Source organism: Allomuricauda sp. ARW1Y1, assembly GCF_013407935.1.
Taxonomy (GTDB): Bacteria; Bacteroidota; Bacteroidia; order Flavobacteriales; family Flavobacteriaceae; genus Flagellimonas.
The window spans coordinates 97,513-122,503 of the sequence record NZ_JACBZU010000002.1 but is presented as its reverse complement, the minus strand read 5'-3'; the positions used below and the strand labels follow the sequence as shown (position 1 = coordinate 122,503).

Sequence of the window (24,991 nt, the reverse complement as noted above, 5' to 3'; positions counted from 1 at the left end):
TTATTGCATAAAAAAATAGGATGCCGTCCCATCAGCATCCTATTCTTGAAGTAAATCGGTCAGATTGAAATAATACAACCCGTTTTCTAATGATAGTCTGTCAGTTTCCCCCTGTCTTTCTTATCATTGTCATGAGTGTTTCAGAATTTCGGCTATGAAACATCATAAGACACAATCAGGTTTATTGACCGATTCAATAAAGTTGTTGGCAATCAAATATTATTCTTCGTCTTGGAATGAGGTGTCCACATAGTCGTAGGCATTCCCATTCATAGCAGTTTGGAGTCCTGTACCTCCATCAGCAACATCATTGTACTGATCCCGATTACTTGAACGTCCGTAGGCCACTGTATATTGTGATACGGTATTGTTGAAACCTCTATTGGAGACCACAAAACCCATTTTTTTCTCAGGGCTCAACTGAATGGCGTACTCATCGCTGTTGGTGTTGATGTGGGCACCAAGGTTTACCGATGTGGTCAAGGTGTTCTTTACCACTTGGGAGGCGTAAAGGTCCAATCCGCCAAAACCATCCCTTCCTTCGGAAGCAAAGAACAACAAGGTTTCGTTATAGATGCTAGGGTAGAGTTCATCCTCTTTGGTGTTCACCTTTGGGCCAAGGTTTTTGGATACGCCCACTGTGCCATCCGCAGCGATATCCGCCACATAAATATCGTATTTGCCAAAGGTCCCTTTCATGTTGGAGGCAAAGAACAAGCGTGTTCCGTCACCAGTAACCGTAGGATGTTTGGCGGAGTAGTGTTTTGGGCAAACCTCCAATTGGGTGATATTCGTCCATTCGCCGTTGATGTTTTCCGCACGATAAATGTGGTACACCAACTCTTTTTTGGAGAACACGCCGTAAAGTGGCTTTTCGTAGGTTCCCTTGCTAAAGTAGGCTGTTTTTCCATCTTTGGTTATGGACATGGAAGGTACGTAACCGTCAATGGTGGAAACACTTCCTTCCATAGCTTCGTTGATTTGGTCTGATTGCGCTGTACTGTTTTGACTGACTAGTAACATTCCTGAAACAAGTAGGCTGAAAATTGTAGATCGTGTCATGATGTATAGATTTGGGGGTTAATACATTACAAAGATCAAAAACATTCCGCCGGAATACTTATGAATTTTTCATAGGTTTTCACTTTTAACGGATAAAAAGTGTATTTCAACGAATATTTTTTAGGTGTTTAACACTCAAAAACGCCTTAAAAAGTATTTTATCGGATTTTTATGAAGTTGGACAGGCACGATGCTCGTTGCTATTTCATTCTATCGATTGAGCAATGAATACTTAAACATTTCGAGCGAATTGGGTTAACTTCGTTTTATAACTGGTATGTTTTGAAAAACGCTATTACAATCCCATGAACATTACTATTGAAAATATCATACTTATTGGTTCAGTATTGCTTCTCATCAGCATACTGGCAGGTAAAACAACATATCGCTTTGGTATCCCTACCTTATTATTGTTTTTGACCATTGGAATGCTTGCAGGTTCGGATGGAATTGGTGGCATTCATTTCGATAATCCTAAAATTGCGCAATTTGTGGGAGTGGTTTCCCTTAATTTCATACTCTTTTCTGGTGGCTTGGATACCAACTGGCAATCGGTAAAACCAGTACTTAAGGAAGGTATTATGCTTTCAACTATGGGAGTTTTGCTTACTGCGGTAGGTCTAGGATATTTTGTATATGCCGTCACCGACTTTGATTTGTTCGAAAGCTTATTACTGGGGGCTATTGTTTCCTCGACGGATGCGGCGGCGGTCTTTTCCATTTTACGAGGTAAAAACCTCGCCTTGAAGAAAAACCTGAGACCAACTTTGGAATTGGAAAGTGGGAGTAACGACCCCATGGCCTATGTGCTCACTATAGCGTTTTTGACATTGGTACAGTTTCCGGAAAAGAATGTACTATCCGTATTGCCCATATTCTTTCTTCAAATGGTTCTTGGTGGGGTTGCTGGTTTTTTGTTCGGAAAACTCAGTAAAGTCATCATTAATAGAATAAAGTTGGATTTTGAGGGACTCTATCCCGTGCTCACCATTGCATTAATGTTTATGACCTTTTCCGCAACCGATTTTATTGGAGGAAACGGTTTTTTGGCAATCTACATATGCTCAGTTTATCTCGGAAATCAAAACTTGATACATAAGCGCACCATTATGCGGATGTTTGACGGTTTGGCTTGGCTTATGCAAATTGTTTTGTTCCTTACTCTTGGATTACTCGTTTTTCCGAGTGAGATAGTGCCGTATATGGGAATCGGCCTGCTGATTTCCCTTTTTCTCATTTTTGTGGCTCGTCCCGTGGCTGTAATGATTTCTCTGATACCCTTCAAGATGAAGATGAGGCGACGATTCTATATTTCTTGGGTAGGCTTGAGAGGGGCTGTTCCTATTGTTTTTGCCACGTACCCTCTTTTGGCAGGAATTGAAAAGGCACATATGATATTTAATATTGTATTTTTTGTTTCACTTACTTCGGTATTGATACAGGGAAGTACATTGTCGATTGTTGCAAAATGGTTGCACGTTGGGTTGCCCGAAAATGCAAAACCGCTTTCTCCAACCGATGAACTTTTATCGGAACACCCAAAAGCTGTAATGAGAGAAATCAAGGTAACCGAATCCTGTCCTGTTGTTGGCCTTAAAATCGTTAACCTTAACTTTCCTAAGAATGCATTGATTGCCATGATTCAGAGGGACGGAAATTACCTCACCCCTAATGGAATGACCGAAATAGAGGCAAATGATAAATTGGTCGTGCTTACCGATAAACTTGAAATTTTGGAAAAGGTCTATGATTCGTTACGCTTGAAAAGGGAAAAAAGGGAAGACAATGATTTAGAGTAAATGGGTTGTGTATAATTCTTTAGGCTTATTTGGGGAATTGACGCTATCTTCAGCTATTTGTGAAAACTTATTCACCTTTCGTTATTGAATTAAAAACCTTTTCAATAACCTGTGGTGCATCAAATCGATAGCCAAAGTATAGCAAGCCATAAAATTGATCGTTCTCTGTAATGGAAACCTTGTCCTCGTTGTACCAATCGGCACTGAAATTGATATTTATCCCATAGATTATCCTTTTGGAGCTATATCCTAAATTAAGACCGCCTTCCAGCCGTCGGGTAAGGTAGGTATTGCGCTCTGTACTTATAGGATTACCTATTCCTGACTCCGCTTTGGAAAAACGCAATCCAAGGGAGGGGGACAAATTGGCCGAGACGAACCAGTTGTCATGAAACACAAAAGTATAGTAATATGCCGGGGCTATTCTTACATTAAAAAACTTTTCCCGGTTGACTAGGGAGGTTTCGTTCAAATCAAAAATGTTGTAGTCGTAAATTAAAGAACCGACCAAACTTCCACTACTGATCCGTTGCCACTCATTTTGATACACAATGTTCCGATAGGAGAAATCGGGATTGAATACGTAGGATGTGGACATCCCAAATTGTTGGGTCGCTAAATCATTGAATTGGATGTAGGGGTCGGTACCCTCGTTCCAGCTAGGTATAAAATCCCCGGTATTGCTCACATAGTAGCCGGAAATCTTGCTGTAAGAGATGGCTTGGACCCATCTGCCCAGAAAAAAACGAAACTTATAATCCGTAAAAGATGATTCCCCTTTTAAGTTTTCATCGCTATTGGCACCAAGGAACTTGGGCACAAAACCCACACTAAACCCTATAAACTCATAATCCAAAGAAAGAAAAAGCCGATAGCGATTATTGGGTTGAATGCTTATTCGGTTATTTAATTGCCTGTTTTCATAAGAATAGAAGTCGGTTTTGGTGTCCAGATTGGCCTTGATAATAATCTTGTTCGAATAATTTACAATGGCAAGTGTGTCCTCTTGGGCAGTTATACAATGCCAGAAAATACAGTGCAGCAGTATGGTGCTTGCTATAACCCGATACAGAGAGGTGCTGGCCATGCTGAAACAATCCATGGCAGCAAGATACACCGCTTTAGGTTCATTACGAGCGTAATCCCATTATTTGTTCACGTAGGGAATCTGCTTTCTATTGACCCATGCCAGTACCATACAGAAAATTAAAGTGACCAAGGCCAATATAAATAAAGTGCCTCCGTCATTTTGAACCACCACCCCCAACTGCGTTACATGGGAGAATATGGCTCCGGCCATAATACCTATACCCAACAGGGCACCTAGCCAAGTCGTTCTAGGAACAAGAATCAGTATGGCAATGATCAATTCAGCGACGCCCAGACCTATGCGTCCCCAAGGTTCCAAACCTAATTGTTCAAAGATAAAAACGGATTCTGGGGCAGCGGAAAACTTAAAATAAAGGGTTTGTAGCAGAATTATGGCTGGAACAAGTCGCAGTACTAAGCTCAAAATGGATTTTGTTGTCATGTGTTTATTGGTTTACGTTGAATGCTAACTTGGTCGTAATAAGGATTATTTAATAACTATTGATTTTTAAAATTGTGCTCGGTTTATTCCCTAATTTAATTTTTGAAAGGCTACCCCTCGGATGGCATCTGGAGAAATAGTTATTTTTATCGGTATGAAAAAACTGTTGAAAACCACACTCATTTTTTTGCTGATGATGCAATCCTGTTCCAAGGAAGCTTGGTTGTCGGGAAGCCTCAAATTATCCCAAACGGAAGACTGGAGTCCCAAAATTTACTTGGTACAGCCCGAAAAATTCAGTGATGCTGCCCAAAGTTTTGTAGGACAAATATTGGATTCTGCCGCGGTATCCAAAGACGGTAGTTTTAGGTTCACCGAAGCACTTCCCATTAAGGATAGCACCTTGCTGTTTCTGGTAGTGCAGCAAAAGGGCGAGCGATATGCCAACAGATTGGTGAATGAAAACCCGGTTACGGACAATTATTTTCCGTTGGTGTATGAGCCAGGTACCTCTTTAAGGGTTCATACTGAAATGGTAAATTTTCAATCGAGCTTCTCCATTACGAATCCATCACCTGCCAATGCAGCAATGTTGAAGTTGAGGGATCTGCGTTTGGAGGTTTTTAAACATCACTTTGAAACGGAAAATAGCCTAGATGAATCCGATGAGGGACTATTGGAGCGAGAGAAAAACCTAAAAGCGTATCAAGATAAGTTGATTGATTTTGCGGATACCACAGAGCACTTGTTGCCGGCCCTAATGGCACTTCGGTGGGCGAGTCCGGAGGGAAATTATGAACGGATTGCCGAACGCATATACGCGCAATCCAAAAAATGGCACCAAATACACCCAATACATCCGTGGGTCAACCAATTGGAGTCATTGGCTGACAGGGATAAGTTGCCGGTACTCTTGGGCGATACGCTTCCGGATTTACAGTTGCCCATGCAAACCGGGGAGCATCTTTTCCTTTCGGAAATTAGAAAAGGGAAGGAACTGCTGTTGTTGGATATTTGGGCGTCGTGGTGCGCGCCCTGCAGAGTGGAGAATCGAAATGTTTTGGTGCCACTATGGGAAAATTATAATGATCGAGGTTTTCAGATAGTCGCCTATGGTTTGGAAAGCAGCAAATCGGCTTGGGAGAATGCCATAGAACGCGATGGTGCATATCGATGGCGTCATGCGTCACATCTGGAAGGTGATCAAAATCCGGTAATGGACTCGTTACGGCTGCGTACAATTCCAGCCAACTTTTTATTGGACAAAGAAGGTAAGGTGTTGGCCAAGAATTTGCATGGCCAAGATTTGATCCGATTTGTGCAGGATTATCTGGTCAATCGATAAAAAACTTCCCAACCAGATATAAAAAAGCCAGGATTTTGGATCCTGGCTTTTCTTTGTTGTTCTGTTGCTATTAGTTACTGCTTGTGGTCGTTTCCTCCCCAGCATCAGGATCCACTTCAAGGATAAAATCTTGGGTTGTCACGTTAGCGGCATCAATCTGAACCTCCAAGGTGTCACTTGCCAAATATCCTTCCAATTCGGCTACGACTTCGTACATTCCAGCTTTCAAACCTAGGATGGCGTAGTTGCCATCCACATCGGTAAAAGATGCGGTGTTTAGGGTGTCAGCAGCAAACACGGAAATCTGGGCACCTTCCAAAGCAAGTATTGATTCACTTTCCATAGTGCCAACAGTTCCAGACAAGGTACCAGAGGTAGACATGTTACTAGCCTTGATTACGGGTTTAAAATTAAATCCGTTGACACCGGCGGGGGTATCCAAGTTGCCTTTGGCAACAAAGGAACGGCTGACATCGAAGTCCAACAACAAATCTGTGGAGAGTCCACCTACTACTGTAATGGCAGGTTCGATAAACACTTTAATACCTGAAGCGTCTCCACTGGGCACTTTCAAATCGTAAACGGTTCCATCGGTCAAGACAACATTTACACCTTTAACGTGCACACGAACCAAGTCATACGATCCAGCAGGAACATCGATTTCTGCTAATTGTTGGGTCAATCCATTGGTGAGTTCCAAGAGATTTACATCGATTTCCTCTTCCATTAACGTGATGAAAGATGAACTATCATCGTCCATGCCTTCATCTGAATCAGCGTTGTCGTCATCATCACCATCAATTTGGCGAGCTTCAACTTTATAAACGGTAACATTTGCTTCGGCTACCAGCTCATAGGGGAAGGGTGCGTCGGTAAGTTGTACGGATAAGGTTCCAGTGCCTTCGGCACTTGCCGAACCTTCTCCATCGGAGCAGCCCATCATAAAAAGGGCCAATGTAAATAGTAAGCTAAAAATTAACTTTGTTCTCATTGTATGGGGTTTTTGATTTCAGGGCATAATTAGCCCTGTTCTGATTTTATAATTACTAAACAATCAAAGATCAAAAAACCCTACTGTTTCAAAGAAATATGTCAATTTTATCGATGAAATGCACAAATTGACTTAAAAAAGAAGCATTTTTCTTACAAAAAATTAATTTTTATAGATAAAATTGGGTGCTTGTTGATAGGTGAAGGTATCATCGGTCAAAATCTTTAACTCCTTGGTTTCCCAATTCATCAGCCCAATATGGAATTGGGATTGTTCATCATCAAATAGCTCAATGGCCAACCATTTCCCATCCGGACTCCAATCGTGCCAACCTTCATTTTGGGTGTTCTCTGTCAATTTCCAGGTTTTGCTGCCGTCCAGGCTCACGGCATAGAGACTGTATTTGCCGTTCTGCATGCTTTGGTAGGTGACAAAGTTTTCCGTAGGATGCAGTTTTGGAGCCCCGGCCCTGTAACCGTATTGTCCCGCTGTGGAATCCTTTTCAGGGTAGTGGGTTAATTGTTTTAGGTTGCTTCCGTCGGTGTCGATAATGTAAAGCTCTTCATCAAAACCTTCAATGTTTTTGCTTACCGTTTTGCCGCCCCTAAAAACCACCTGTTTGCCATCGTTTACAAATAGCGGGTCCGCAGCGAAGGCCAGTCCCGTGTCAAGCCGATCTATGATGTTGCCCTTCAGGTCCAAAACGTAGAAGGTGTTCTTCATGATGAGTTTGGGCTTTACGATGAGTTCCGTGCCATCGTTTCTACTGCTCATCCAGCTATCGGCGAGCTCCAATTCCGATACTTTTTGGACGTTTTCCCCTTTAAAATTGCTTTTGTACAAATAATAGCAACGCTTACAGGCGTCCCTGTCCGAAATGAAATAGAGGTCATCTTCATATGAATAATAGGTCCATTCCACATTGGGGAAATCTGTGATGTTCGTTTTGTTGGAACCATCCAGATTCATCGCGTATACTTCGTAATTCTCGATATCCATGTCCCTCAACACATTGTAGACCAAGCCCAATTCACGTTCAGCGTTGTCATTTTTTGAGTTGCACGATAGTAGCAAAATCAAAAGTCCAAGAATAGTAACTCCTTTACCCATGATGTGTTCAGTTTGTTTAAGTTTTTGCGGGATTGAAGTTACTAAACTCCGGTAATTTATAAAATGTTCTTCCTAAGCCTTTGCTTCCGAAACTTTAAAATACTTCTTTCGGAACCAAAAAGATACTTTTACCAGCAAAATAAGTGCGGGAACTTCCACCAATGGGCCGATGACCCCTGTAAAAGCCTGTCCAGAGTTTAGCCCGAATATAGAAATGGCAACAGCAATGGCCAATTCAAAATTATTACCAGCAGCTGTAAATGCCACCGAAGCTGTTTTATCGTATTCGGCACCCATGGCTTTTGTCGTGAAAAAGCCAATAATGAACATCAAGGCAAAATAAATCAACAAGGGAACGGCAATAATCAAAACATCCATCGGGATTTGTACGATCAATTCACCTTTCAATGAAAACATCACAACAATGGTGAAGAGTAACGCTATCAAGGTGATGGGAGAGATAGCAGGAATAAATTTCTCGGCATACCATGCTTCGCCTTTTAATTTCACCAAGATTTGACGGCTCAAAATGCCCATTAAAAAAGGAATACCCAAATAAATGGCTACGCTTTCGGCAATGGTGCCAATGGAAATATCAACTATGGCGCCTTCAAAACCAAAATAAGGAGGAAGTACGGTAATGAAAATCCAAGCATAAAAACTATAGGCAAAAACCTGAAAAACACTGTTCAGCGCCACCAACCCTGCACCGTATTCGCTGCTGCCTTCGGCCAGATCGTTCCACACCAAAACCATCGCAATGCACCGAGCCAAACCGATTAAAATAAGCCCAACCATATACTCAGGATAGTCACGTAAAAAGATGACTGCCAGGGCAAACATTAAAATGGGACCCACAATCCAATTCAAAAAGAGTGAGATGGAAAGGATTTTAGTGTTCTTAAAGACTTTGGGCAATAGGGAATACTTTACCTTAGCCAACGGTGGGTACATCATCAATATTAAACCAATGGCAATGGGAATATTGGTGGTTCCGCTGCTGAATGAATTGACGAAATCGGGAAAGGTTGGAAAAAAGTAACCGATTCCAACACCCAATATCATTGCCACAAAAATCCAAAGGGTCAGGTTTTTATCTAAAAAGCTTAATTTCTTCGCTGACATTAGTTCTGAATTTGGGAAAAGACGTAAAACAATTCGGAAGCAATCTGTTTGCTACGCTCACTATATTTTTCAGCCTGTTGCGGGCTGTTGTCAAACACTTTCGGGTCATCATAAGTGATTGGAATCCGTTTTTCGGCACCTGGTACAAAAGGACAGCCTTCATCCGCCTGCGAACAGGTCATAATGGCTGCAAAGTCGGATGTTGGATTAAAAGCGTCATCCATGGTTTTGGAAAAGCAGATAACGGGGTGTTCGTTCTCTGCAAACTTAATGGTGTAAACAGGGTTCTTTCCTACGGAAAGCATTTGCACCGCAAAACCTGTATTCGCCAGAGTAGTAGCTACCACAGGAAATAGGGCAGTGGCCTCGGTTCCCCCAGAATAGCAGCTTAAATTCCTTACCCCAAAATGATGTGCCATGGTTTGTGCCCAAACTTGGGACAAATGGCTCCTTCTGGAGTTATGGGTACAGATAAAATTAAGCCGGATGGGCTTTTTTTTGTCCACCTTTTCCTGAACGTATCCCGAGAGAAGGTCCAGTAGTTGTTTTCTTTCGTGTGGAATAGCATCAGTGTCCAATTGGGAAACAAAATTATGCAATGTGTTGTTAAGTGCCATGTTGAAGGATTATAGTTAGCAGCAACCACTTCCAGGAGCGCAGCCTGTTTGTTGAAGTTCGGAAAGTTTCACCCTAGGTTTTTCGGTTGGTATACCACATTGGTCTTTGGCCAGGCAATCCGTCTGCTTGGTAGTCAGCAAAAAATGCGTTCCGTCAAAATCCAAGCTGTATTTCTCAATGGTCTGCCCTTGGTATTCCACTTCCACCTCCAAATTGCCGATGTCCAGCGTTTTTTGGGACAACGCTATAATGTTGACCAATTTCTCCGGATGTAACCTGTGGTCGTAATCATTTGCGTTCCAAAGTTGAAAATTAACGACCTCCTCGTGGCGAACAGTCCCCCCGCAATCAATAAAGTGCTTGGTGATTTTACCTACTTCTGTCACATGGAAATGGTTGGGGACCAACTCCCCGTTGGGCAATTGAAAGGCAATCGTGTCCAATTGAGCCAATGCTGATTTTACATCCTCTAGCTTCATATCAATATCTATTTATTGTAATATTACGATTAATGTATTCAAATTTTTTTAGCAACAATCCTTTGGATTGACGTCTTGGTTCAGAAACTCGGACATCACTAGCTTCATTTTCTTCCAATTGTCGGTATCGATACAATAACAAACACTAGTTCCTTCCACATTGCCTTTAATGAGTCCCAATTGCTTTAATTCCTTCAGATGTTGGGAAATGGTGGGTTGCGCCAAACCAATTTCATCCACCAAATCACCACAAACACAAGCATTCAACTTGTACAAATATTGCAAAATGGCAACCCGGGCCGGATGCCCCAAAACCTTGGCGTATTGTGCAATTTGGTTTTGTTTGTCGGTAAATATTTCAGTTTTGGTGAGTCCCATCTAAATGATTTATTCATTGCAATATTACGATTAATGTTATGGATCGCAAAGAATTTGTTGTTTTTCTTTCATATGGTTTGAAAAATATAAGGTAATCGATGTTATTCTTCTTAAATTGCGTTATGCATGCATGTACATAACGCTAATGTTTTGACATCGAACGAGAAAATATACCTGGATCATAATGCAACGACGCCTGCCGACCCTAGTGTGGTAGAGGCCATGCTGCCGTATTTTACGCAGCACTTTGGAAACGCCAGTAGTGATCATTCCTTTGGGTGGCATGCCGATGATGCCATCGAAACCGCCCGTGGACAAATCTCGGGGCTTCTTAACTGCCGGCCAGCGGAACTCACGTTTACCTCGGGTGCTACCGAAGCCGCCAATTTGGCCTTGTTCGGATTTTGTAAAAGGAATCGAAGCAAGGGCAACCATATCATTTCCTGTACAACGGAACACAAAGCGGTTTTGGATACCTTACAGGCTTTGGAGGATGATGGTTTTGAGGTTACTTATTTGGATGTGGACAGTCAAGGTAATATTGACCTCGATATTTTGGAGGACAGCATAACGCCATCAACGATTTTGGTAAGCCTAATGCTCGCCAACAACGAAACCGGGCTCATTCACCCGATAAAAAATATAGTGGAGTTTGTTCACTCCAAAGGAGTGTCCATAATGTCTGATATTACACAGGCAGTTGGGAAATTATCTGTTGACTTACAAGATTTAAGAATCGATATGGCTGTTTTTTCATCACACAAACTTTATGGACCTAAAGGAGTTGGCGCACTTTATCTCAACAAGAGCAATAACACCTGTATTGGTAAGCATCTTTTCGGTGGAAATCATGAAAAGGGCGTTCGCCCAGGTACATTGAATGTCCCTGGCATTGTGGGTTTTGGAGAAGCCTGTAGTATTGCCCAATACAGTCTGGAAGCGAATCATCAACACTATAAACATCTTCAATATCGACTTGAAGAGGAACTTTCAGCCATCGAAGGAGCTATCATCAACAGCCAGCATGAAGACCGTTTACCCAATACAACGAACGTATCGTTTAAGGGAGTGGACGGTACCAAGTTGCTACGATATTTGAACCGCTTGGCCGTATCTAGAGGTTCTGCCTGTACCTCCAACCAAGTGAATCCGTCCCATGTACTAAAAGCGATGGGACTTGACGATGCCACTGCTTTGGCAAGTCTAAGGATCAGCACAGGACGAAATACTTCTTTGGAAGACATTGAAACGACTGTGCGGGACATCAAAAAAGCGGTCAACCAACTTAAAACTGTCAACGTATGAGGGAGTTGGACGTCATCATAGCGAAGTATCAAGAACTCAGACTGCAAGAAACCCGTTGCATTTTGGCCACCGTAGTCCATGTTGAAGGTTCATCGTATCGCAGGGCGGGAGCCCGTATGTTGGTGGATGAATATGGTAACATAACGGGAGCCATCAGCGGAGGCTGTTTGGAAGGCGATGCGCTCCGAAAGGCCCTTTATGCTTTGGACAGACAAGAAAACAAACTGGTCACTTATGATACCAGTGATGAGGATGATGCCATCATTGGTGCCCAGTTGGGGTGCAACGGTATCATTCAGGTATTGTTTGAGCCCATTGATTATACCGATAGGCATAATCCCTGTGCATTGTTGCAGACCGCTATTGAACAGGAGGTTCCCGTGGCGATTTCGATAGTTTTTGATTTGGACAAAAGCCAAAACCAATTGGGAACTAGTTTGGTTGCCAACGAAAGCCAAGCGGTTTTGGGAAAACAAATCCAAGGAAACCTGCATAAGGTCCTTCTCACCAAAAGCATGGAAGTCATTGAGGAGGGCAACTCCTGTTTTGGAAAGATTGAAACGGCGGAAAGAACAAACTTCGTGTTTATTCAGTTACATCAGCCCCCGGTAAAATTGATTTTAGTGGGAGCGGGGAACGATGCCCAGATTTTGGCGCAACAAGCCGATATATTGGGGTGGGAGGTAATTGTTACGGACGGACGTCCAACCCATGCCAACAAAGAACGCTTTGTGGGCACGTGCCAAGTGATTGTGGCCAAACCCGAGGAAACACTACAAAACATCAACATTGACGAACGCACTTTTTTTGTCCTCATGAGCCACAACTATAATTACGACCTATCGGTGCTCAAATTGTTGCTGGGAAACCCAGTAATACCCTATATCGGGATTTTGGGACCATTGAAAAAATACGAACGCATGCTCAACGAGTTGGCAGACGAAGGTGTGGAAGTGTCAAAATCGGATTTGGCTAAAATACACGCACCCGTGGGATTGGAAATAGGAGCGGAGACCCCTGCTGAAATTGGATTGTCCATTTTGGCGGAGATTCAAAGTGTACTGACCCATAAAGGAGCGCGACCCCTAAAGCAGAAAACCGAGCCAATTCATGAGGGCAAAACAAATCAATTTCAAAAAATAACCCTTTGAGTGCAGATGCTAACATAGCAGTTATTGTTTTGGCCGCTGGCGGCTCCACACGATTGGGCCGACCCAAGCAGTTGGTACAATTTAAAGGTGAAACGCTGCTTGAACATACCTTGAAACAAGTAAATATGCTTGGTTTTCAGCGCAAGGTTTTGGTGTTGGGTTCTCGTCACGAAGAGATTTTGGGAAAAATAGATGTAAACGGATATCAAGTCGTTGTTAATCCCGATTGGCAGCAAGGAATGGCATCCAGCATCAAATTGGGCTTGAAAGCTGCCTCGGCAGCGGAAGCATTGGACCACGCCCTTTTTCTCGTATCCGACCAGCCCTTTTTGGAACGCACCAACTTAATCAAACTGGTGCATGCCCAACTCACCAAAAACCCGAAAGCCACCTATTCCAAATATGGGGATAATATTGGGGTGCCCGCCATTTTTAGTAAGGAAGCATTTCCGTTGTTGATGCAATTGGAAGGAGACGAAGGAGCCAAAAAGTTGATTCACCTAAAAGATTTTGACTATGGTACTGAAGTTTTCAGCAAAGGAGGATTTGATGTGGATACCGAAGAAGATGTTCGGCAATTAAAACAAATGGATGTATGAAAGTGACCGTAAAATATTTTGGTTTGGTCGCCGAAGCTGCTGCAAAGTCGGAAGAGGTGAAGGAGTTTGACGGAACGTTGACCGCTTCGGAGCTGAAAGCACAGTGCTTAAACGGTTTGGCCATAGCGGATAAAGATTCCGTACAGATTGCCGTAAATCAAAATTTGGACGATAGTATAACCTTAAAAGAAGGGGACGAAGTGGCCTTGTTGCCACCCTTCGCTGGAGGATGAGCAGATACGACAGACAAATACAACTCACGGAAGTTGGGCCTGATGGTCAGGAAAAGCTTCGCAATGCCAAAATATTACTAGTTGGTGTTGGGGGATTGGGCTGTCCTGCAGCGATGTATTTGGCTGGGGCAGGAGTCGGTACCATTGGGTTGATGGACCATGATAAAGTCGATATGTCCAATTTGCATAGGCAAGTTTTGTTTCAGGAATCAGATGTAGGGCAATCGAAAGCAGCGGTAGCCAAACAACGCTTGGCAAAACAGAATAGTGAGGTGCGGTTTGAAGTGTGCGAAGAGCCGTTGACCATTGAAAATGCCGAAACAATCATTCAACAATATGATGTGGTCTTAGATGGCACCGATAATTTTGAGACCAAATACCTCATCAACGATGCCTGTATTTTGACGGATAAGCCTTGGGTTTTTGCCTCCATTTATAAAAATGAAGGGCAATTGTCGGTCTTCAATTACAAGAATGGGCCTACCTATCGTTGTGTGTTCCCAAAAAGCACCCGACAGAACATCAGTTGTGAGGCCACTGGTGTATTGGGAGTATTACCGGGCATCTTGGGAACGCTTCAGGCGGCGGAAGTCCTTAAAATTATCCTTGGGGTGGGTGAGGTCCTGTCAGGCAAGTTAAAGTTGATCAATATGATGCAGGCCAGCCAGCAGACCATTAACATCAACAAACGGCCCGAAGAAGTGGAAAAAATTCGCAAAAACGGGGTCGCCCCCGTTTATATCGATTGCGATTTAAAACATAAAGATCAGTGGTATCTTGATGTGCGTGAAGTGTTCGAACAGCCCAAACCGAAAGGCAAAAAGGTGCTGAACATTCCCTTTGGCGATCTTGCATCACGGTACAAAGAAATACCCAATAATCAGGATGTTTTTGTGTTTTGCCAATCAGGAAAGCGAAGCAAAAACGCCATAGAAGTCCTGAAAAATGAATTTGGCTTCCACAATTTGAAAAACGTGGAAGGCGGTATAGAAACAATTATTGATGGATAAAAAGAAACCAAAAAAAGTATTTGTACAAGGAGCGATTCCTCCCGAAAAAATAGCGACTTCGGTGGCCAACCACCAAAGCAAGACCAATATTGGTGCCCACAGTATTTTTCTGGGACAGGTGAGGGCCGACGTAGTGGACGGCAAAACCGTAACCGCGATTGACTACACGGCTTATGAAGAAATGGCAGAGAACGTCTTTCACGACATACGCGAAGCCGCTTTTGCCAAGTTCGACATCACCTGCGCCCATATTTATCATAGTTTGGGTAAAGTCAATGTGGGAGAGCTGTGCTTGTTCGTGTTCACATCATCGGCACACCGAAAGATTGCGATAGAGGCGACCAACTTTTTTGTGGAGGAAATCAAGGCGAAAGTACCGGTATTTGGTAAAGAGATTTTTGAGGACGAAACCCATCAATGGAAAGTAAACAAGTAAATGGTAGACATTACACATAAACAAACTACTTTGCGGGAAGCCACCGCAGAAGCTATCGTAAAAACGAGCAGTCAGGCTACGATTGATGCCATACAAAACAACGCCGTTCCCAAAGGGAATGTATTTGAAATGGCCAAGGCAGCCGGCTTGTTGGGGGTCAAAAAAACACCGGATTTGTTGCCCGATTGCCATCCGTTGCCCATTGAATACACCGGAATCGATTATGAAATCGATGGATTGGACATTACCATTTCCATGACGGTGAAAACCATTTATAAAACCGGGGTGGAGGTAGAGGCAATGCACGGGGCCAGTGTAGTGGCCCTTACGATGTACGATATGCTCAAACCGATTGATAAGAATGTTGAAATCAGCACCATTCGTCTCAAATCGAAAAAAGGAGGGAAATCTTCATACAAAATCAATTTGGAGGGATTGACTGCCGAAGTGGTGGTGTGTTCGGATACCATTTCCAAAGGAAAGGGAGAGGACAGGGCCGGAGAGGCCATCGTGGAGCGATTACAGGCTTTTGGGGTTGCATCCCAAAAAAGCATCATTCCCGATGAAGCTGAGGAAATCATCCAAAAATTGGAAAACACCAAAGCCGACCTTTTGATTTTTACGGGAGGCACGGGCGTGGGACCGCGAGATGTCACCCCACAGACCTTGGAGCCCTTGTTGGACATCAAACTAAAAGGAGTAGAAGAACAAATGCGTAGCTACGGGCAAAATCGGATGCCGTATGCGATGTTCTCGCGTTCCATCGCGGGCATCAAGGACGGAAAATTGATATTGGCACTGCCGGGCTCCACCAAAGGGGCGGCAGAATCCATGGATGCGATTTTCCCCCACGTACTGCACGCATTTAAAGTGATAGAAGGAAAAAGACATGATTGACAAGAAACCACAAATAATCGACAATTTCGGTAGGCCACATACCTATCTGCGCATTTCATTGACGGACCGATGCAACCTGAGGTGCTTTTACTGCATGCCCGAAGAAGGCATTGAGTTGATGGAAAAGCCCAGCATCATGACCTTGGAAGAAATCATCGCCATTACCCGAACTTTTAGGGATTTGGGAGTGGATACGGTTCGATTGACGGGCGGTGAACCTTTGGTTCGCAAGAATTTTGGCTACTTGGTCGAAGAGTTGGCCAAGTTGGGTGTTACCCTTAAATTGACCACCAACGGCATTGTGCTCGACAAATATCTGGAGCTTTTTCAGAAAGTGGGATTGCGCAAGATCAACTTTAGTTTGGATACCCTAGACAAAGCTAAATCCGTTTTCATCACCAAACGGGATTATTATGAGCGCATAATGCGGAACCTGAACATGGCGTTGGACATGGATATGGACCTTAAAATCAATGTGGTGTTGATCAAAGGGGTAAACGATAATGAAATCAATGATTTTATCGCTTTGACCAAGGATAAAAAGATTACGCCCAAGTTCATTGAGTTTATGCCTTTTAAGGGGAATAAATGGGATTGGAGCAAAGGTGTGTCCAAAGAGGACATCTTAAAGACCGTTGGCGACAAGTTCGGTGAAATAGAAACCTTGCAAAATCCAAAACATAGTACCTCTACCAACTTTAGGGTAAAAGGCCACAAGGGCAGTTTTGGCATTGTGAGCACAATTACCAATCCGTTTTGTGATAAGTGCAACCGTATTCGATTGACAGCTGATGGAAAAATGAAAAATTGCCTCTTTGCCACCTCCGAAACCGATTTGTTGACTGCGTTTCGAAATGGAGAACCCATAGAGAATATCATTTTGGAGTCCATCAAATCCAAAAAACACTCAAGGGACGGCATGGACGTAAAAATGGATGCCGACCATTATGAGCAGAACCGTTCCATGATTTCAATAGGAGGCTAATGGTTACGATTGAAGAAGCACTTAGGATCATCGAAGACCAAAAGATTGAACTAAAAAGGGAATCCAAACCTTTGGAGGAGGCACTTGGTTATGCTTTGTCGACGAAAACGACCGCCCCTTTTGATGTGCCTGAATTTGATAATTCGGCCATGGACGGCTATGCGCTTTGCGGACTTTATCAAGAATACCATATGGTAGGGGAGGTGGCAGCTGGTGACTCCAAGTCTATCTCTTTAAACGATGGCAAAGCCGTTCGCATTTTTACTGGCGCCAAGGTACCTGAAAATACAACAGCTGTGATGATGCAGGAGAAAACCTCCGTAACAGACAGCAGGCTGTTTCTTGATGAAATGCCCAAAATGGGTCAGAACATCCGAAAAAAGGGCGGTCAGTTGGCGGAAGGGCAAACCGTATTTGAAAAAGGGCACGTTTTGAATCCACCTTCTTTGGCTTTGATGGGAAGTTTGGGGTTGTCGCAGTTCACAGTTTTTTCTAAACCAAGGGTCAACATCATCACCACGGGAAATGAATTGGTAAAACCGGGAGAATCCAAAACTGAGGGACAGATTTATGAATCCAACAGTTACGCAATTGCCGGAGCCTTGCAACAATTCGGATTCCAGCACCATCAAAAAACACAAATTAAAGACGATTTCGAGGCCACAAAAGCGGGAATCAAAACCGCATTGGAGTCTTGCGATGTGCTCATTATTTCTGGAGGAATATCTGTGGGTGATTACGATTTTGTAAAACAATCCCTCGAGGAAAACGGAGTTAAGGAGTTGTTTTACAAGGTGTTTCAAAAACCGGGAAAACCGCTCTATTTTGGCCGAAAGGGAAATCAGTTTGTGTTTGCCTTGCCAGGAAACCCAGCGTCATCATTGACCTGTTTTTATGTGTACGTGCTTCCGCTGCTTCAAAAATTATCAGGGTATTCCAAAACCGGTTTACCGACCTATCGGTTCCCGATACAACATGATTTTGAAAACCGTTTTGGACGCCCCACTTTTTTAAAGGCCGCTGTTCTTGACGGAACTGTGGAGATTTTGGACGGACAAGGTTCTTCCATGATCCAATCCATGGCCCAAGGCAATGCACTCGCTTTTGTAGACGATGGCGAGGCAATGAAAAAGGGGGATTTGATTCAATGTAAGCTAATTTCTTAATTGATGACAGTCGAATACTTGCCCTTGGTCTTTTTTCTGATTGCGCTGTTTTATAGTTCGGTTGGATTTGGGGGTGGGTCCAGTTATCTGGCGATTTTAAGCCTTTTCCTTACCGATTTTTACGAAATACGTTCCACTGCGCTCTTGTTGAATATTTGTGTGGTCACTATTGGGACGCTAGTTTTTATTCGGAACCGGGTATTCGACATGAAATTGTTCTGGCCCTTTTTGGTAATGAGCATACCTTTTGCTTATCTGGGCGCCCAAATCCGCTTGTCCCAAACCACCTTCTTTTTGATTTTGGGCGGCGCCTTGGTGATGGCAGGATTTTTTATGATGCTTCGCTTTGCGAAGAAAAAACTGGACTCGAAAAAATTTTCAAATCCAAAAAAATTGACGCTCGGTGGAGGCATTGGCTTACTTTCTGGAATATCCGGAATAGGTGGCGGCATCTTTTTATCACCGGTGCTCAACCTGCTCAAGTGGGAAAACCCAAGAATAGTGGCTTCTTTGGCTTCCGTTTTTATTTTGGTGAATTCCATTGCTGGCCTGATTGGTCTGAATATGGCGGGAACCTTCCGACTGAACAACGAGCTGATGCTCCAATTGGTGGTGGCAGTGGTGCTTGGCGGTGGAATCGGCTCTTATCTATCCAATAAAAGGTTCAATCTAAAGTTTTTGGGTGTGCTCACGGCCATTTTAGTGCAGTATGTGGGTTTTCGTTTGATACTGCTTCACGGATTCGGTATCAAGATCTAAATTAATCCCAACATGTCTTGGGTGTGTTGCTCCAAAGTTACCTGAATCTTGGCGTTCATATGTTGAAAGGCAGCCAGCACTGTTTTTCCCCGTGGCGTCAATTCGGCCCCGCCCCCTTGGGTACCACCCTTGTGCAGTTCCACGTAGGGTTGTTGGCCTCTTTGGTTCATATCCTCGACCATGGACCATGCTTTGCGGTAGGACATGCCCATTTCCTTGGCCGCTTTGGACAGTGAACCGTTTTTATCGATCATCACCAATAATTGCGCCCGTCCCGGACCAAAAAACTTTTTTCCGTCAATATCTATCCAGCAACGATTACGTAGTTCTTTTTTAGTTTCCATACAGTTGTGGTTCCATAATGCCCTTGTCCAGAAATAGTTGTTTGTTCATTTCATAGTGCATTTGGGTCATTTGATTATAGTATTCGATAAATTCGGGCATGGAGTGCGCTTTGCGCAAACTGTCGACCGCCGTGGTATCCACCAGTCCATTTTTTGGAATGGCCTGCCCCATCTCATTGTAAGTAACCTGGCTTCCAAAACGTTGCGGTTTGTTGAGATTGACATTGATTCTGTCTTCCAACATCGCATAGTGGTATTTGTCTTGACTTCCCTTTTCGATTTCCGTTTCCATGGCCTTCAACATTTCCTGTTGGAAGGGGATGTCATTGTCCGCATGTTGGACCACCACCCAAAAATCGGTAGCGGCTTCCTTTCCTACCTTTTGCTCGCCCAAGTATCCGTACTTTTGGTATAAATCCCTGATTTTTTTCTGATTGACTAGGCCTACGCTATCCCGCTGCTTTTTAAAAATCTCCCAAGCTTTCTGATTGCCGTATTTTTCCCGAAGCTCATTGGACGGAATCCCCGCGTATTTCTGGTCGAGTTCCATGATTTCTTTCAAAGTGGCCACAACTTGAGGCTTTTCTTCTTCGGAAATGGTCTTTTCATCCTTGCAGCTCAATGCCAAGAGTCCGATAAAGGACCATAAAAAGAGTGGTTTCATATACTTGATTTTCATTGCCGGTCTTGCAGCTGCACCTTTGGGTTTTTGGATTTGGATTTTCATTGGGTATTTATAAAGTTGTCTTCGAATGTTTTTATCCATTTTCCGTTGACCAATTGTTCGCCATATTCTCGAAAACCACCCTCTGGAGTACTACCGAAGAAAAACCGGGTGTTTTGGTCCCGCCATACAATGAGCTGACCCTCCTTAAATTCTGCGGGATATATGGCCGCTCCATCTTTGGAAAATCGGTGGTAGTAGTATTTCTGGTCTTTTTCGTCATAAACGATAACGGTATGGAGTTGTAGAAACTCCGTATTTAGTTCAATGACCAATATGTTTTTTTCTAGGTCGTAAGAGATATGCTCGTAGGCTGCTCCTTCCTTGGTCAACACTCCGTTTTCGTAGATTTTTGATGTGCCCACCCATTCCCCGACCAAAAATTGGAGCTGTTCCATCTTTTCTTCCTTTGGGCTTTGCCCGACAAGGACATTCGATAGTAGCAGCAGGCAAAGAAGGGGTTTAAAGTATTTCATGTTGGGTTGTTTGCTTAAAAGTAGGGAATTTAGTTCAGGGTTGGAGGGGAGCAATGGATTTTAGGAAGTATTAATTTACGTATATTCTTGCTAGCTCAATTGCAATTATCCGTTTTATAAAGTAGTTATTAAAATCGGGTTTGTGTCTTAATATCATATCACAAAAAAGATGACTACTTAACTCTCCCAAAGTGGTTTTCACTTCGTAGTATTCTTTTATAAAAGCATTTTTGTCTTTAATTTTTTCAAAGGCTTTCATATACTTGCCTCGGTGATTCCAAATTTGCCATTGTAGCGCTGCGGTTCGCAAAGAATCCAGACTTGAAATATCTCTAGTTGATGTTCCAATTGTCCCAATTTCTTGAATTCCAATTTCAGAATTGTAAATGACTCTCGCATTTAACCCATCGTATTCGCCAATCCAAGTTGAATCTATTTGGGCAAATATTTCATTCCACATTTGGGTATCCCGAAATCTATTTAAAGATTCACCTTGAATTGGTAGAGCATTATAAGCTCCTTCTATAAAACAGTTGTTTGTAAATTCTTGATATTTTTGAGAGAGATTTCCAGAGGTATAATTTGAAGCCAAGACATCCCTTTCAAAGGTTTGTATGAATAGAGCTAAATCTGCTGCATTTTCTGCTCCAAGAATTGTTTCGAATTCAGTAATTAGTTTTTTTTCTGTACTACAGCTGGCCAGGATAAAAATCAGAGTCAGAAAATAGAGTTCTTTTTTCATTTTTTAGCTATCTATTTTATTTGGAAACAAAAATCCTTAAATCCCAAAATAGTTATAAAACTAATAGGAGGTGTCATTTTTAACTGATGGGCAAGGCATTTTCAACCTTTGGCTCGATGAAGGATTTAACCTTAAGGGGTATAAGTTATGTATAGGTAGTGGTTCATCAGAATTTGGACGCTATTGTGTCCGTGTATCCGATAAGTACCTACTGGGGAGGGAATGGGGGAGAGTGGACCTTAATCCAACTGTTCTATTTTTTTCATGATTTCTTCTGCCTCAAAGACTTTTTCATCGCTAAGCTTGCGATTGGTAGTGGATAGGGCATGCGCTTCCTTTAGCAACTTGGCATATTTTTCCTGTAGTTTTTCTTTTTCCGTTTTCTTTTTGAACAATCCGAACATGGGGAATCTAGATTTAAGGATTAAAGTATTTTTTTTAACAGCAATTTTGCGAAAGATACAAAATGTTTAACTATATTAGGTTAAAATTAAACAAAACAATAAAAACCTAAAGGATGAAGATTTCTGCGATGGATTGGCTGGGTTTGACCACCCTTGTTTTGGTAACTGTGACCCTCTTTGCGGCCATGGATTTGGCTTTTAACTGGGTGTTTTACCTTACTGTTTTGGGGCAGGTAGCGCTGATTATAACTGTCTACAAGGTGTTGAGGGACGATTACACTACCGAAAAAACGTTTAAGGACTTCTACGAAGACCGGCCCATGCCCGAAAATGACTGACTCAAAGGATCTAAAGGTGCATAAACACTTAAAATAAAAAAAACCGCAGCGTTGAATCTGCGGTTTTTTACTTTCAAGCTTTGCGCTTGGTTGCGGAGGAAGAGGGATTCGAACCCCCGGAGGTGTGACCCTCAACAGTTTTCAAGACTGCCGCATTCGACCACTCTGCCATTCCTCCTAAGCGGGTGCAAATATATAAAGCTTTTTCTTATCCCAAAAGACCTTTTTTGTTTATTGTTGTCCGAAAAGAAAAATCCGATATATTCTCATATACCGGATTTAAAAAAATATTGCTCTTAGCTTTAGTCTAGGCCAAACTCCAATCCCAATGAAAGAATATCCCAACTACCACCATCCAAAGAAACGCCCCTGTACGCCAATACTAAATCCAGGGCTGTTGATACAGAATAGGCCATTCTTGGGGAATAATAAAAGCCTCCATCATTACCGTCACTGATGCCAAGGGCATAACCAAGGTCGGCTCCCAGTGAAAATTGATCAGAAATTTGAAATCGCCCGGCGACTGCAATAGGTAGGAACTGCACATCATCAACATCAACGGTACCGATTCCCGTATCGATTTCTTTCCCAAAGGAATGGGAATAGCCCAAGGTTGGGCCCACTTTGAATTCGTCGGAAACATCAAATAAATAGCCCAATTCCACCGCGATGGCAAAGCTTGAAAAGTCCCCGGCATCCCCGACAGGCAAGCCTGCATGGATTCCTGCGTTAAAATCACCTTGTGCCTGGGCAAAGGAGAATCCTAACAACGTGGTTAGCGCAACTAAAACGATTTTTTTCATGATTTTGAATTTTAAGGTTACTCTAAAGTAGTGAAAATTAACATAATCGCATTTTTAAAGGCCGTATTTTGATAAATCAATAATTTCAGCAACATCTGGAAAAGCAAAAGCTGTCCGGATCCTTTAAAAGATGTTGAAACGATTAAGGCCGATCAAAACAATGGTCATACCTTTGCCGCTATGCTCGAATGGTACCACTATTTGCTATTGATTGCTGTAGGTTTTGCAGTGGGGTTTATCAACACCGTGGCGGGGGGCGGTTCCTTACTTTCATTGCCCACGCTCATCTTTTTGGGTTTGCCACCGGCTGTGGCCAACGGAACCAACAGGGTGGCCATTGTGGTCCAGACCGCTCTGGGAACGGCCGGTTTTCGCAGCAAGGGTGTTTCCACCTTTCCGTTCAATCTGTACTTGGGTATTGCGGCCTTTTTAGGATCTATAATCGGAGCCTATATTGCTGTTGATATTGATGGGGAAACCTTTAATCGGATTTTGGCCATCGTTATGATTGCCGTGGTGCTGATTATTATTTTCAAGCCAAAGATGCGGTTGGAGGAGATGCAAGAACGACTTACGGGCAAATACCTGTGGGTTGCTTTGATCGTTTTTTTCTTTTTCGGGATTTATGGGGGGTTTATCAATGCGGGACTTGGATTTTTAATGATGCTTTTTTTGCATTACTTTAATCGAATGAACCTAGTTCGGTCCAACGCTACCAAAGTTGCGGTCGTGTTAGTATATATGCTGGCAGCTTTGGCCGTTTTCGCGTTCAACGATAAGATAGACTGGAAATTAGGCTTTATCCTTGCCATTGGGAACGGGTCAGGCGCATGGTTCGCCAGTAGGTTCTCCGTAAAAAAGGGGGATGGGTTCATCAAAACATTTTTGGTCGTGGCCGTAGTGGCAATGGCCATCAAACTATGGTTTTTTTAAAAATTTAAATTGATATATGCCAGGATTTGAACTTTTTGGGGATAAGGAAAGAATGGAAGTGCAAAATGTATTGGATTCCGGGGTGCTGATGCGCTACGGTTTTGATGCCATGCGCAACGGACATTGGAAGGCTCTGGAACTCGAACAAGGTTTGGCAAAGCGCATGCAGACCCCATATGCCCATGCCGTGAGCAGTGGAACTGCGGCTCTTACCGTGGCCTTGGCCAGTGCTGGTATTGGTGCTGGGGATGAAGTGATCATGCCCACCTTTACCTTTGTGGCCAGTTTTGAGTCCATTTTGGCCCTGGGAGCTGTTCCGGTACTGGTCGATATTGATGACACCCTAACCCTGAAACCCGAAGCGGTCGAGAAAGCCATCACTCCAAAAACCAAAGTGGTGATGCCCGTGCACATGTGCGGCTCCATGGCAGATTTAAATGCGTTGAAGGCCATTTGCGAGGCCAACGATCTTTTGTTGCTCGAAGATGCCTGTCAGGCCATCGGAGGGACCTACCACGGAAAGCCCTTGGGCAGTATTGGCGATTTGGGCTGTTTCTCCTTCGATTATGTAAAAACGATTACCTGTGGAGAAGGTGGGGCGTTGATCACCAACAATAAGGCGTATTATGAAAATGCCCACAAATACTCCGATCATGGTCATGACCACATCGGAAACAATAGGGGAGCGGAGGAACATCCGTTTTTAGGGTACAACTTCCGTATTTCTGAGATGAATGCAGCCGTAGGGGTGGCCCAATTGGCGCGTTTGGATGATTTTTTGGCCATACAAAAACGGAATTATACCATATTGCGGGAAGCCCTGTCCCAGATTCCAGAAGTCGTGTTTAGAACCGTGCCCGAAGGGGGAGATGAGAACTACTCCTTTCTCAACTTTTTTATGCCCTCGGGGGAATTGGCACAAATAGCACACCAAGAACTGATTGAAGCTGGAGTGGACGGCTGTTTTTATTGGTTCGACAATAATTGGCACTACTACAGAAAATGGGAACACCTAACCGATAGGAAGTCGCTGGGCAAATTGCCCAAAGACGTGGTGGAATCCTTGCCTGATTACAGCAAAGCTGATTTTTCCGAATCAGACCAATGGATGTCCCGAAATATTTCGTGTTTGATCAAACTGGGATGGACGGAAGAAGAGGTTAAAATACGTGCCAAGCAAATGGTCGATGCCATCAAGGCAGCATTATAAGTGGTCTGCTATCAATCGCAGCTAGCTTCGTGATGTTG

The 24,991-nt window shown here is 43.2% G+C and carries 30 protein-coding genes and 1 tRNA gene; 15 read left to right on the top strand and 16 right to left on the bottom strand.

Features of this window, described 5'->3' with window-relative positions; all coding sequences use genetic code 11:
• Nucleotides 1-219: 219 nt before the first annotated feature.
• Nucleotides 220-1,062 carry a PD40 domain-containing protein gene (locus GGE08_RS05295; protein ID WP_179383867.1) on the bottom strand — a complete coding sequence of 281 codons (843 nt, stop codon included), beginning with the start codon at nt 1,060-1,062 and terminating at the stop codon, nt 220-222.
• 305 nt (nt 1,063-1,367) lie between these two features.
• Here GGE08_RS05295 and GGE08_RS05290 point away from each other — a divergent pair, with 305 nt between their 5' ends.
• Nucleotides 1,368-2,861 carry a potassium/proton antiporter gene (locus tag GGE08_RS05290; protein ID WP_179383866.1) on the top strand — a complete coding sequence of 498 codons (1,494 nt, stop codon included), beginning with the start codon at nt 1,368-1,370 and terminating at the stop codon, nt 2,859-2,861.
• A 67-nt stretch (nt 2,862-2,928) separates the two neighbouring features.
• On the opposite strand, the gene GGE08_RS05285 is transcribed toward GGE08_RS05290, so the two are convergent.
• Entirely contained in the window at nt 2,929-3,948 is a 1,020-nt protein-coding gene (locus tag GGE08_RS05285) for a DUF4421 family protein (protein ID WP_179383865.1), read from the bottom strand.
• A gap of 60 nt (nt 3,949-4,008) precedes the next feature.
• Nucleotides 4,009-4,392, bottom strand: a complete 384-nt coding sequence (locus GGE08_RS05280; RefSeq protein ID WP_179383864.1) for a DoxX family protein — start codon at nt 4,390-4,392, stop codon at nt 4,009-4,011.
• Nucleotides 4,393-4,546: 154 nt separating this feature from the next.
• On the opposite strand from GGE08_RS05280, the gene GGE08_RS05275 reads away from it, so the two are divergent.
• Nucleotides 4,547-5,737, top strand: coding sequence for a TlpA disulfide reductase family protein (locus tag GGE08_RS05275; RefSeq protein ID WP_179383863.1), 1,191 nt, complete (start codon nt 4,547-4,549; stop codon nt 5,735-5,737).
• 70 nt (nt 5,738-5,807) lie between these two features.
• Here the strand turns inward: GGE08_RS05275 and GGE08_RS05270 are convergent, their stop codons facing one another.
• From GGE08_RS05270 to GGE08_RS05245, 6 genes are all read right to left on the bottom strand, one after another.
• Entirely contained in the window at nt 5,808-6,728 is a 921-nt protein-coding gene (locus GGE08_RS05270) for a DUF4382 domain-containing protein (RefSeq protein ID WP_179383862.1), read from the bottom strand.
• Between the two features lie 162 nt (nt 6,729-6,890).
• On the bottom strand, nt 6,891-7,838 hold the full coding sequence (locus GGE08_RS05265; protein WP_179383861.1) for a TolB family protein: 948 nt from the start codon (nt 7,836-7,838) through the stop codon (nt 6,891-6,893).
• A gap of 72 nt (nt 7,839-7,910) precedes the next feature.
• Complete coding sequence (gene arsB / locus GGE08_RS05260) at nt 7,911-8,963, bottom strand: ACR3 family arsenite efflux transporter (protein WP_179383860.1); 1,053 nt, start codon at nt 8,961-8,963, stop codon at nt 7,911-7,913.
• Nucleotides 8,963-9,580, bottom strand: a complete 618-nt coding sequence (locus tag GGE08_RS05255; protein ID WP_179383859.1) for a low molecular weight phosphatase family protein — start codon at nt 9,578-9,580, stop codon at nt 8,963-8,965. Before GGE08_RS05255 ends, arsB begins: the two co-directional genes overlap by 1 nt.
• 15 nt (nt 9,581-9,595) lie before the next feature.
• A complete protein-coding gene (locus GGE08_RS05250; protein ID WP_179383858.1) occupies nt 9,596-10,060 on the bottom strand; it encodes a DUF6428 family protein in 465 nt (154 codons plus the stop codon).
• Between the two features lie 48 nt (nt 10,061-10,108).
• Nucleotides 10,109-10,438: a helix-turn-helix transcriptional regulator gene (locus GGE08_RS05245; RefSeq protein ID WP_179383857.1), complete on the bottom strand. Its 330-nt coding sequence runs from the start codon at nt 10,436-10,438 to the stop codon at nt 10,109-10,111.
• Between the two features lie 126 nt (nt 10,439-10,564).
• Between GGE08_RS05245 and GGE08_RS05240 the strand changes: the two genes are divergently transcribed.
• Genes GGE08_RS05240 through GGE08_RS05195 form a run of 10 tightly spaced genes read left to right on the top strand, consistent with a single transcriptional unit; the run spans nt 10,565 to nt 18,979 of the window.
• Complete coding sequence (locus GGE08_RS05240; RefSeq protein WP_257023960.1) at nt 10,565-11,743, top strand: cysteine desulfurase family protein; 1,179 nt, start codon at nt 10,565-10,567, stop codon at nt 11,741-11,743.
• Entirely contained in the window at nt 11,740-12,894 is a 1,155-nt protein-coding gene (locus GGE08_RS05235) for an XdhC family protein (protein ID WP_179383856.1), read from the top strand. Before GGE08_RS05240 ends, GGE08_RS05235 begins: the two co-directional genes overlap by 4 nt.
• Entirely contained in the window at nt 12,891-13,493 is a 603-nt protein-coding gene (locus GGE08_RS05230) for an NTP transferase domain-containing protein (RefSeq protein ID WP_179383855.1), read from the top strand. Before GGE08_RS05235 ends, GGE08_RS05230 begins: the two co-directional genes overlap by 4 nt.
• A complete protein-coding gene (locus GGE08_RS05225) occupies nt 13,490-13,726 on the top strand; it encodes a MoaD/ThiS family protein (RefSeq protein ID WP_179383854.1) in 237 nt (78 codons plus the stop codon). The genes GGE08_RS05230 and GGE08_RS05225 overlap by 4 nt, the downstream gene beginning before the upstream one ends.
• Nucleotides 13,723-14,736 (top strand): HesA/MoeB/ThiF family protein, encoded by a 1,014-nt coding sequence (locus GGE08_RS05220; RefSeq protein ID WP_179383853.1) that lies wholly within the window; start codon nt 13,723-13,725, stop codon nt 14,734-14,736. The genes GGE08_RS05225 and GGE08_RS05220 overlap by 4 nt, the downstream gene beginning before the upstream one ends.
• Nucleotides 14,729-15,172, top strand: a complete 444-nt coding sequence (locus GGE08_RS05215) for a molybdenum cofactor biosynthesis protein MoaE (protein ID WP_179383852.1) — start codon at nt 14,729-14,731, stop codon at nt 15,170-15,172. Before GGE08_RS05220 ends, GGE08_RS05215 begins: the two co-directional genes overlap by 8 nt.
• Nucleotides 15,173-16,069: a bifunctional molybdenum cofactor biosynthesis protein MoaC/MoaB gene (gene moaCB / locus GGE08_RS05210; RefSeq protein WP_179383851.1), complete on the top strand. Its 897-nt coding sequence runs from the start codon at nt 15,173-15,175 to the stop codon at nt 16,067-16,069.
• Nucleotides 16,062-17,054 (top strand): GTP 3',8-cyclase MoaA, encoded by a 993-nt coding sequence (gene moaA / locus GGE08_RS05205; protein WP_179383850.1) that lies wholly within the window; start codon nt 16,062-16,064, stop codon nt 17,052-17,054. Before moaCB ends, moaA begins: the two co-directional genes overlap by 8 nt.
• On the top strand, nt 17,054-18,220 hold the full coding sequence (gene glp, locus GGE08_RS05200; RefSeq protein WP_179383849.1) for a gephyrin-like molybdotransferase Glp: 1,167 nt from the start codon (nt 17,054-17,056) through the stop codon (nt 18,218-18,220). The genes moaA and glp overlap by 1 nt, the downstream gene beginning before the upstream one ends.
• A 3-nt stretch (nt 18,221-18,223) precedes the next feature.
• Nucleotides 18,224-18,979, top strand: coding sequence for a sulfite exporter TauE/SafE family protein (locus GGE08_RS05195; protein ID WP_179383848.1), 756 nt, complete (start codon nt 18,224-18,226; stop codon nt 18,977-18,979).
• On the opposite strand, the gene GGE08_RS05190 is transcribed toward GGE08_RS05195, so the two are convergent.
• The 5 genes from GGE08_RS05190 to GGE08_RS05170 form a co-directional block, all read right to left on the bottom strand.
• Nucleotides 18,976-19,323: a winged helix-turn-helix domain-containing protein gene (locus tag GGE08_RS05190; RefSeq protein ID WP_179383847.1), complete on the bottom strand. Its 348-nt coding sequence runs from the start codon at nt 19,321-19,323 to the stop codon at nt 18,976-18,978. The two genes, GGE08_RS05195 and GGE08_RS05190, sit on opposite strands and share 4 nt — an antisense overlap.
• Nucleotides 19,313-20,050, bottom strand: a complete 738-nt coding sequence (locus GGE08_RS05185; protein WP_179383846.1) for a DUF6624 domain-containing protein — start codon at nt 20,048-20,050, stop codon at nt 19,313-19,315. The genes GGE08_RS05190 and GGE08_RS05185 overlap by 11 nt, the downstream gene beginning before the upstream one ends.
• Entirely contained in the window at nt 20,047-20,523 is a 477-nt protein-coding gene (locus GGE08_RS05180) for a hypothetical protein (protein ID WP_179383845.1), read from the bottom strand. Before GGE08_RS05180 ends, GGE08_RS05185 begins: the two co-directional genes overlap by 4 nt.
• Before the next feature lie 70 nt (nt 20,524-20,593).
• Nucleotides 20,594-21,265 (bottom strand): hypothetical protein, encoded by a 672-nt coding sequence (locus GGE08_RS05175; protein ID WP_179383844.1) that lies wholly within the window; start codon nt 21,263-21,265, stop codon nt 20,594-20,596.
• A 239-nt stretch (nt 21,266-21,504) separates the two neighbouring features.
• The gene (locus tag GGE08_RS05170; RefSeq protein WP_127141757.1) at nt 21,505-21,669 is read right to left on the bottom strand and encodes a Lacal_2735 family protein; all 165 of its coding nucleotides are present in this window, start codon (nt 21,667-21,669) and stop codon (nt 21,505-21,507) included.
• Between the two features lie 113 nt (nt 21,670-21,782).
• On the opposite strand from GGE08_RS05170, the gene GGE08_RS05165 reads away from it, so the two are divergent.
• Nucleotides 21,783-22,007 carry a hypothetical protein gene (locus GGE08_RS05165; RefSeq protein ID WP_127141758.1) on the top strand — a complete coding sequence of 75 codons (225 nt, stop codon included), beginning with the start codon at nt 21,783-21,785 and terminating at the stop codon, nt 22,005-22,007.
• A gap of 93 nt (nt 22,008-22,100) precedes the next feature.
• Here GGE08_RS05165 and GGE08_RS05160 read toward each other — a convergent pair.
• Together GGE08_RS05160 and GGE08_RS05155 are read right to left on the bottom strand one after the other, a co-directional pair.
• Nucleotides 22,101-22,185 (bottom strand) — tRNA-Ser (locus GGE08_RS05160).
• A gap of 124 nt (nt 22,186-22,309) precedes the next feature.
• A complete protein-coding gene (locus GGE08_RS05155; RefSeq protein WP_179383843.1) occupies nt 22,310-22,810 on the bottom strand; it encodes an outer membrane beta-barrel protein in 501 nt (166 codons plus the stop codon).
• A gap of 180 nt (nt 22,811-22,990) precedes the next feature.
• Between GGE08_RS05155 and GGE08_RS05150 the strand changes: the two genes are divergently transcribed.
• Together GGE08_RS05150 and GGE08_RS05145 are read left to right on the top strand one after the other, a co-directional pair.
• Nucleotides 22,991-23,743 carry a sulfite exporter TauE/SafE family protein gene (locus GGE08_RS05150; RefSeq protein WP_179383842.1) on the top strand — a complete coding sequence of 251 codons (753 nt, stop codon included), beginning with the start codon at nt 22,991-22,993 and terminating at the stop codon, nt 23,741-23,743.
• A gap of 16 nt (nt 23,744-23,759) precedes the next feature.
• Entirely contained in the window at nt 23,760-24,953 is a 1,194-nt protein-coding gene (locus GGE08_RS05145; protein ID WP_179383841.1) for a DegT/DnrJ/EryC1/StrS family aminotransferase, read from the top strand.
• Nucleotides 24,954-24,991: the final 38 nt, after the last annotated feature.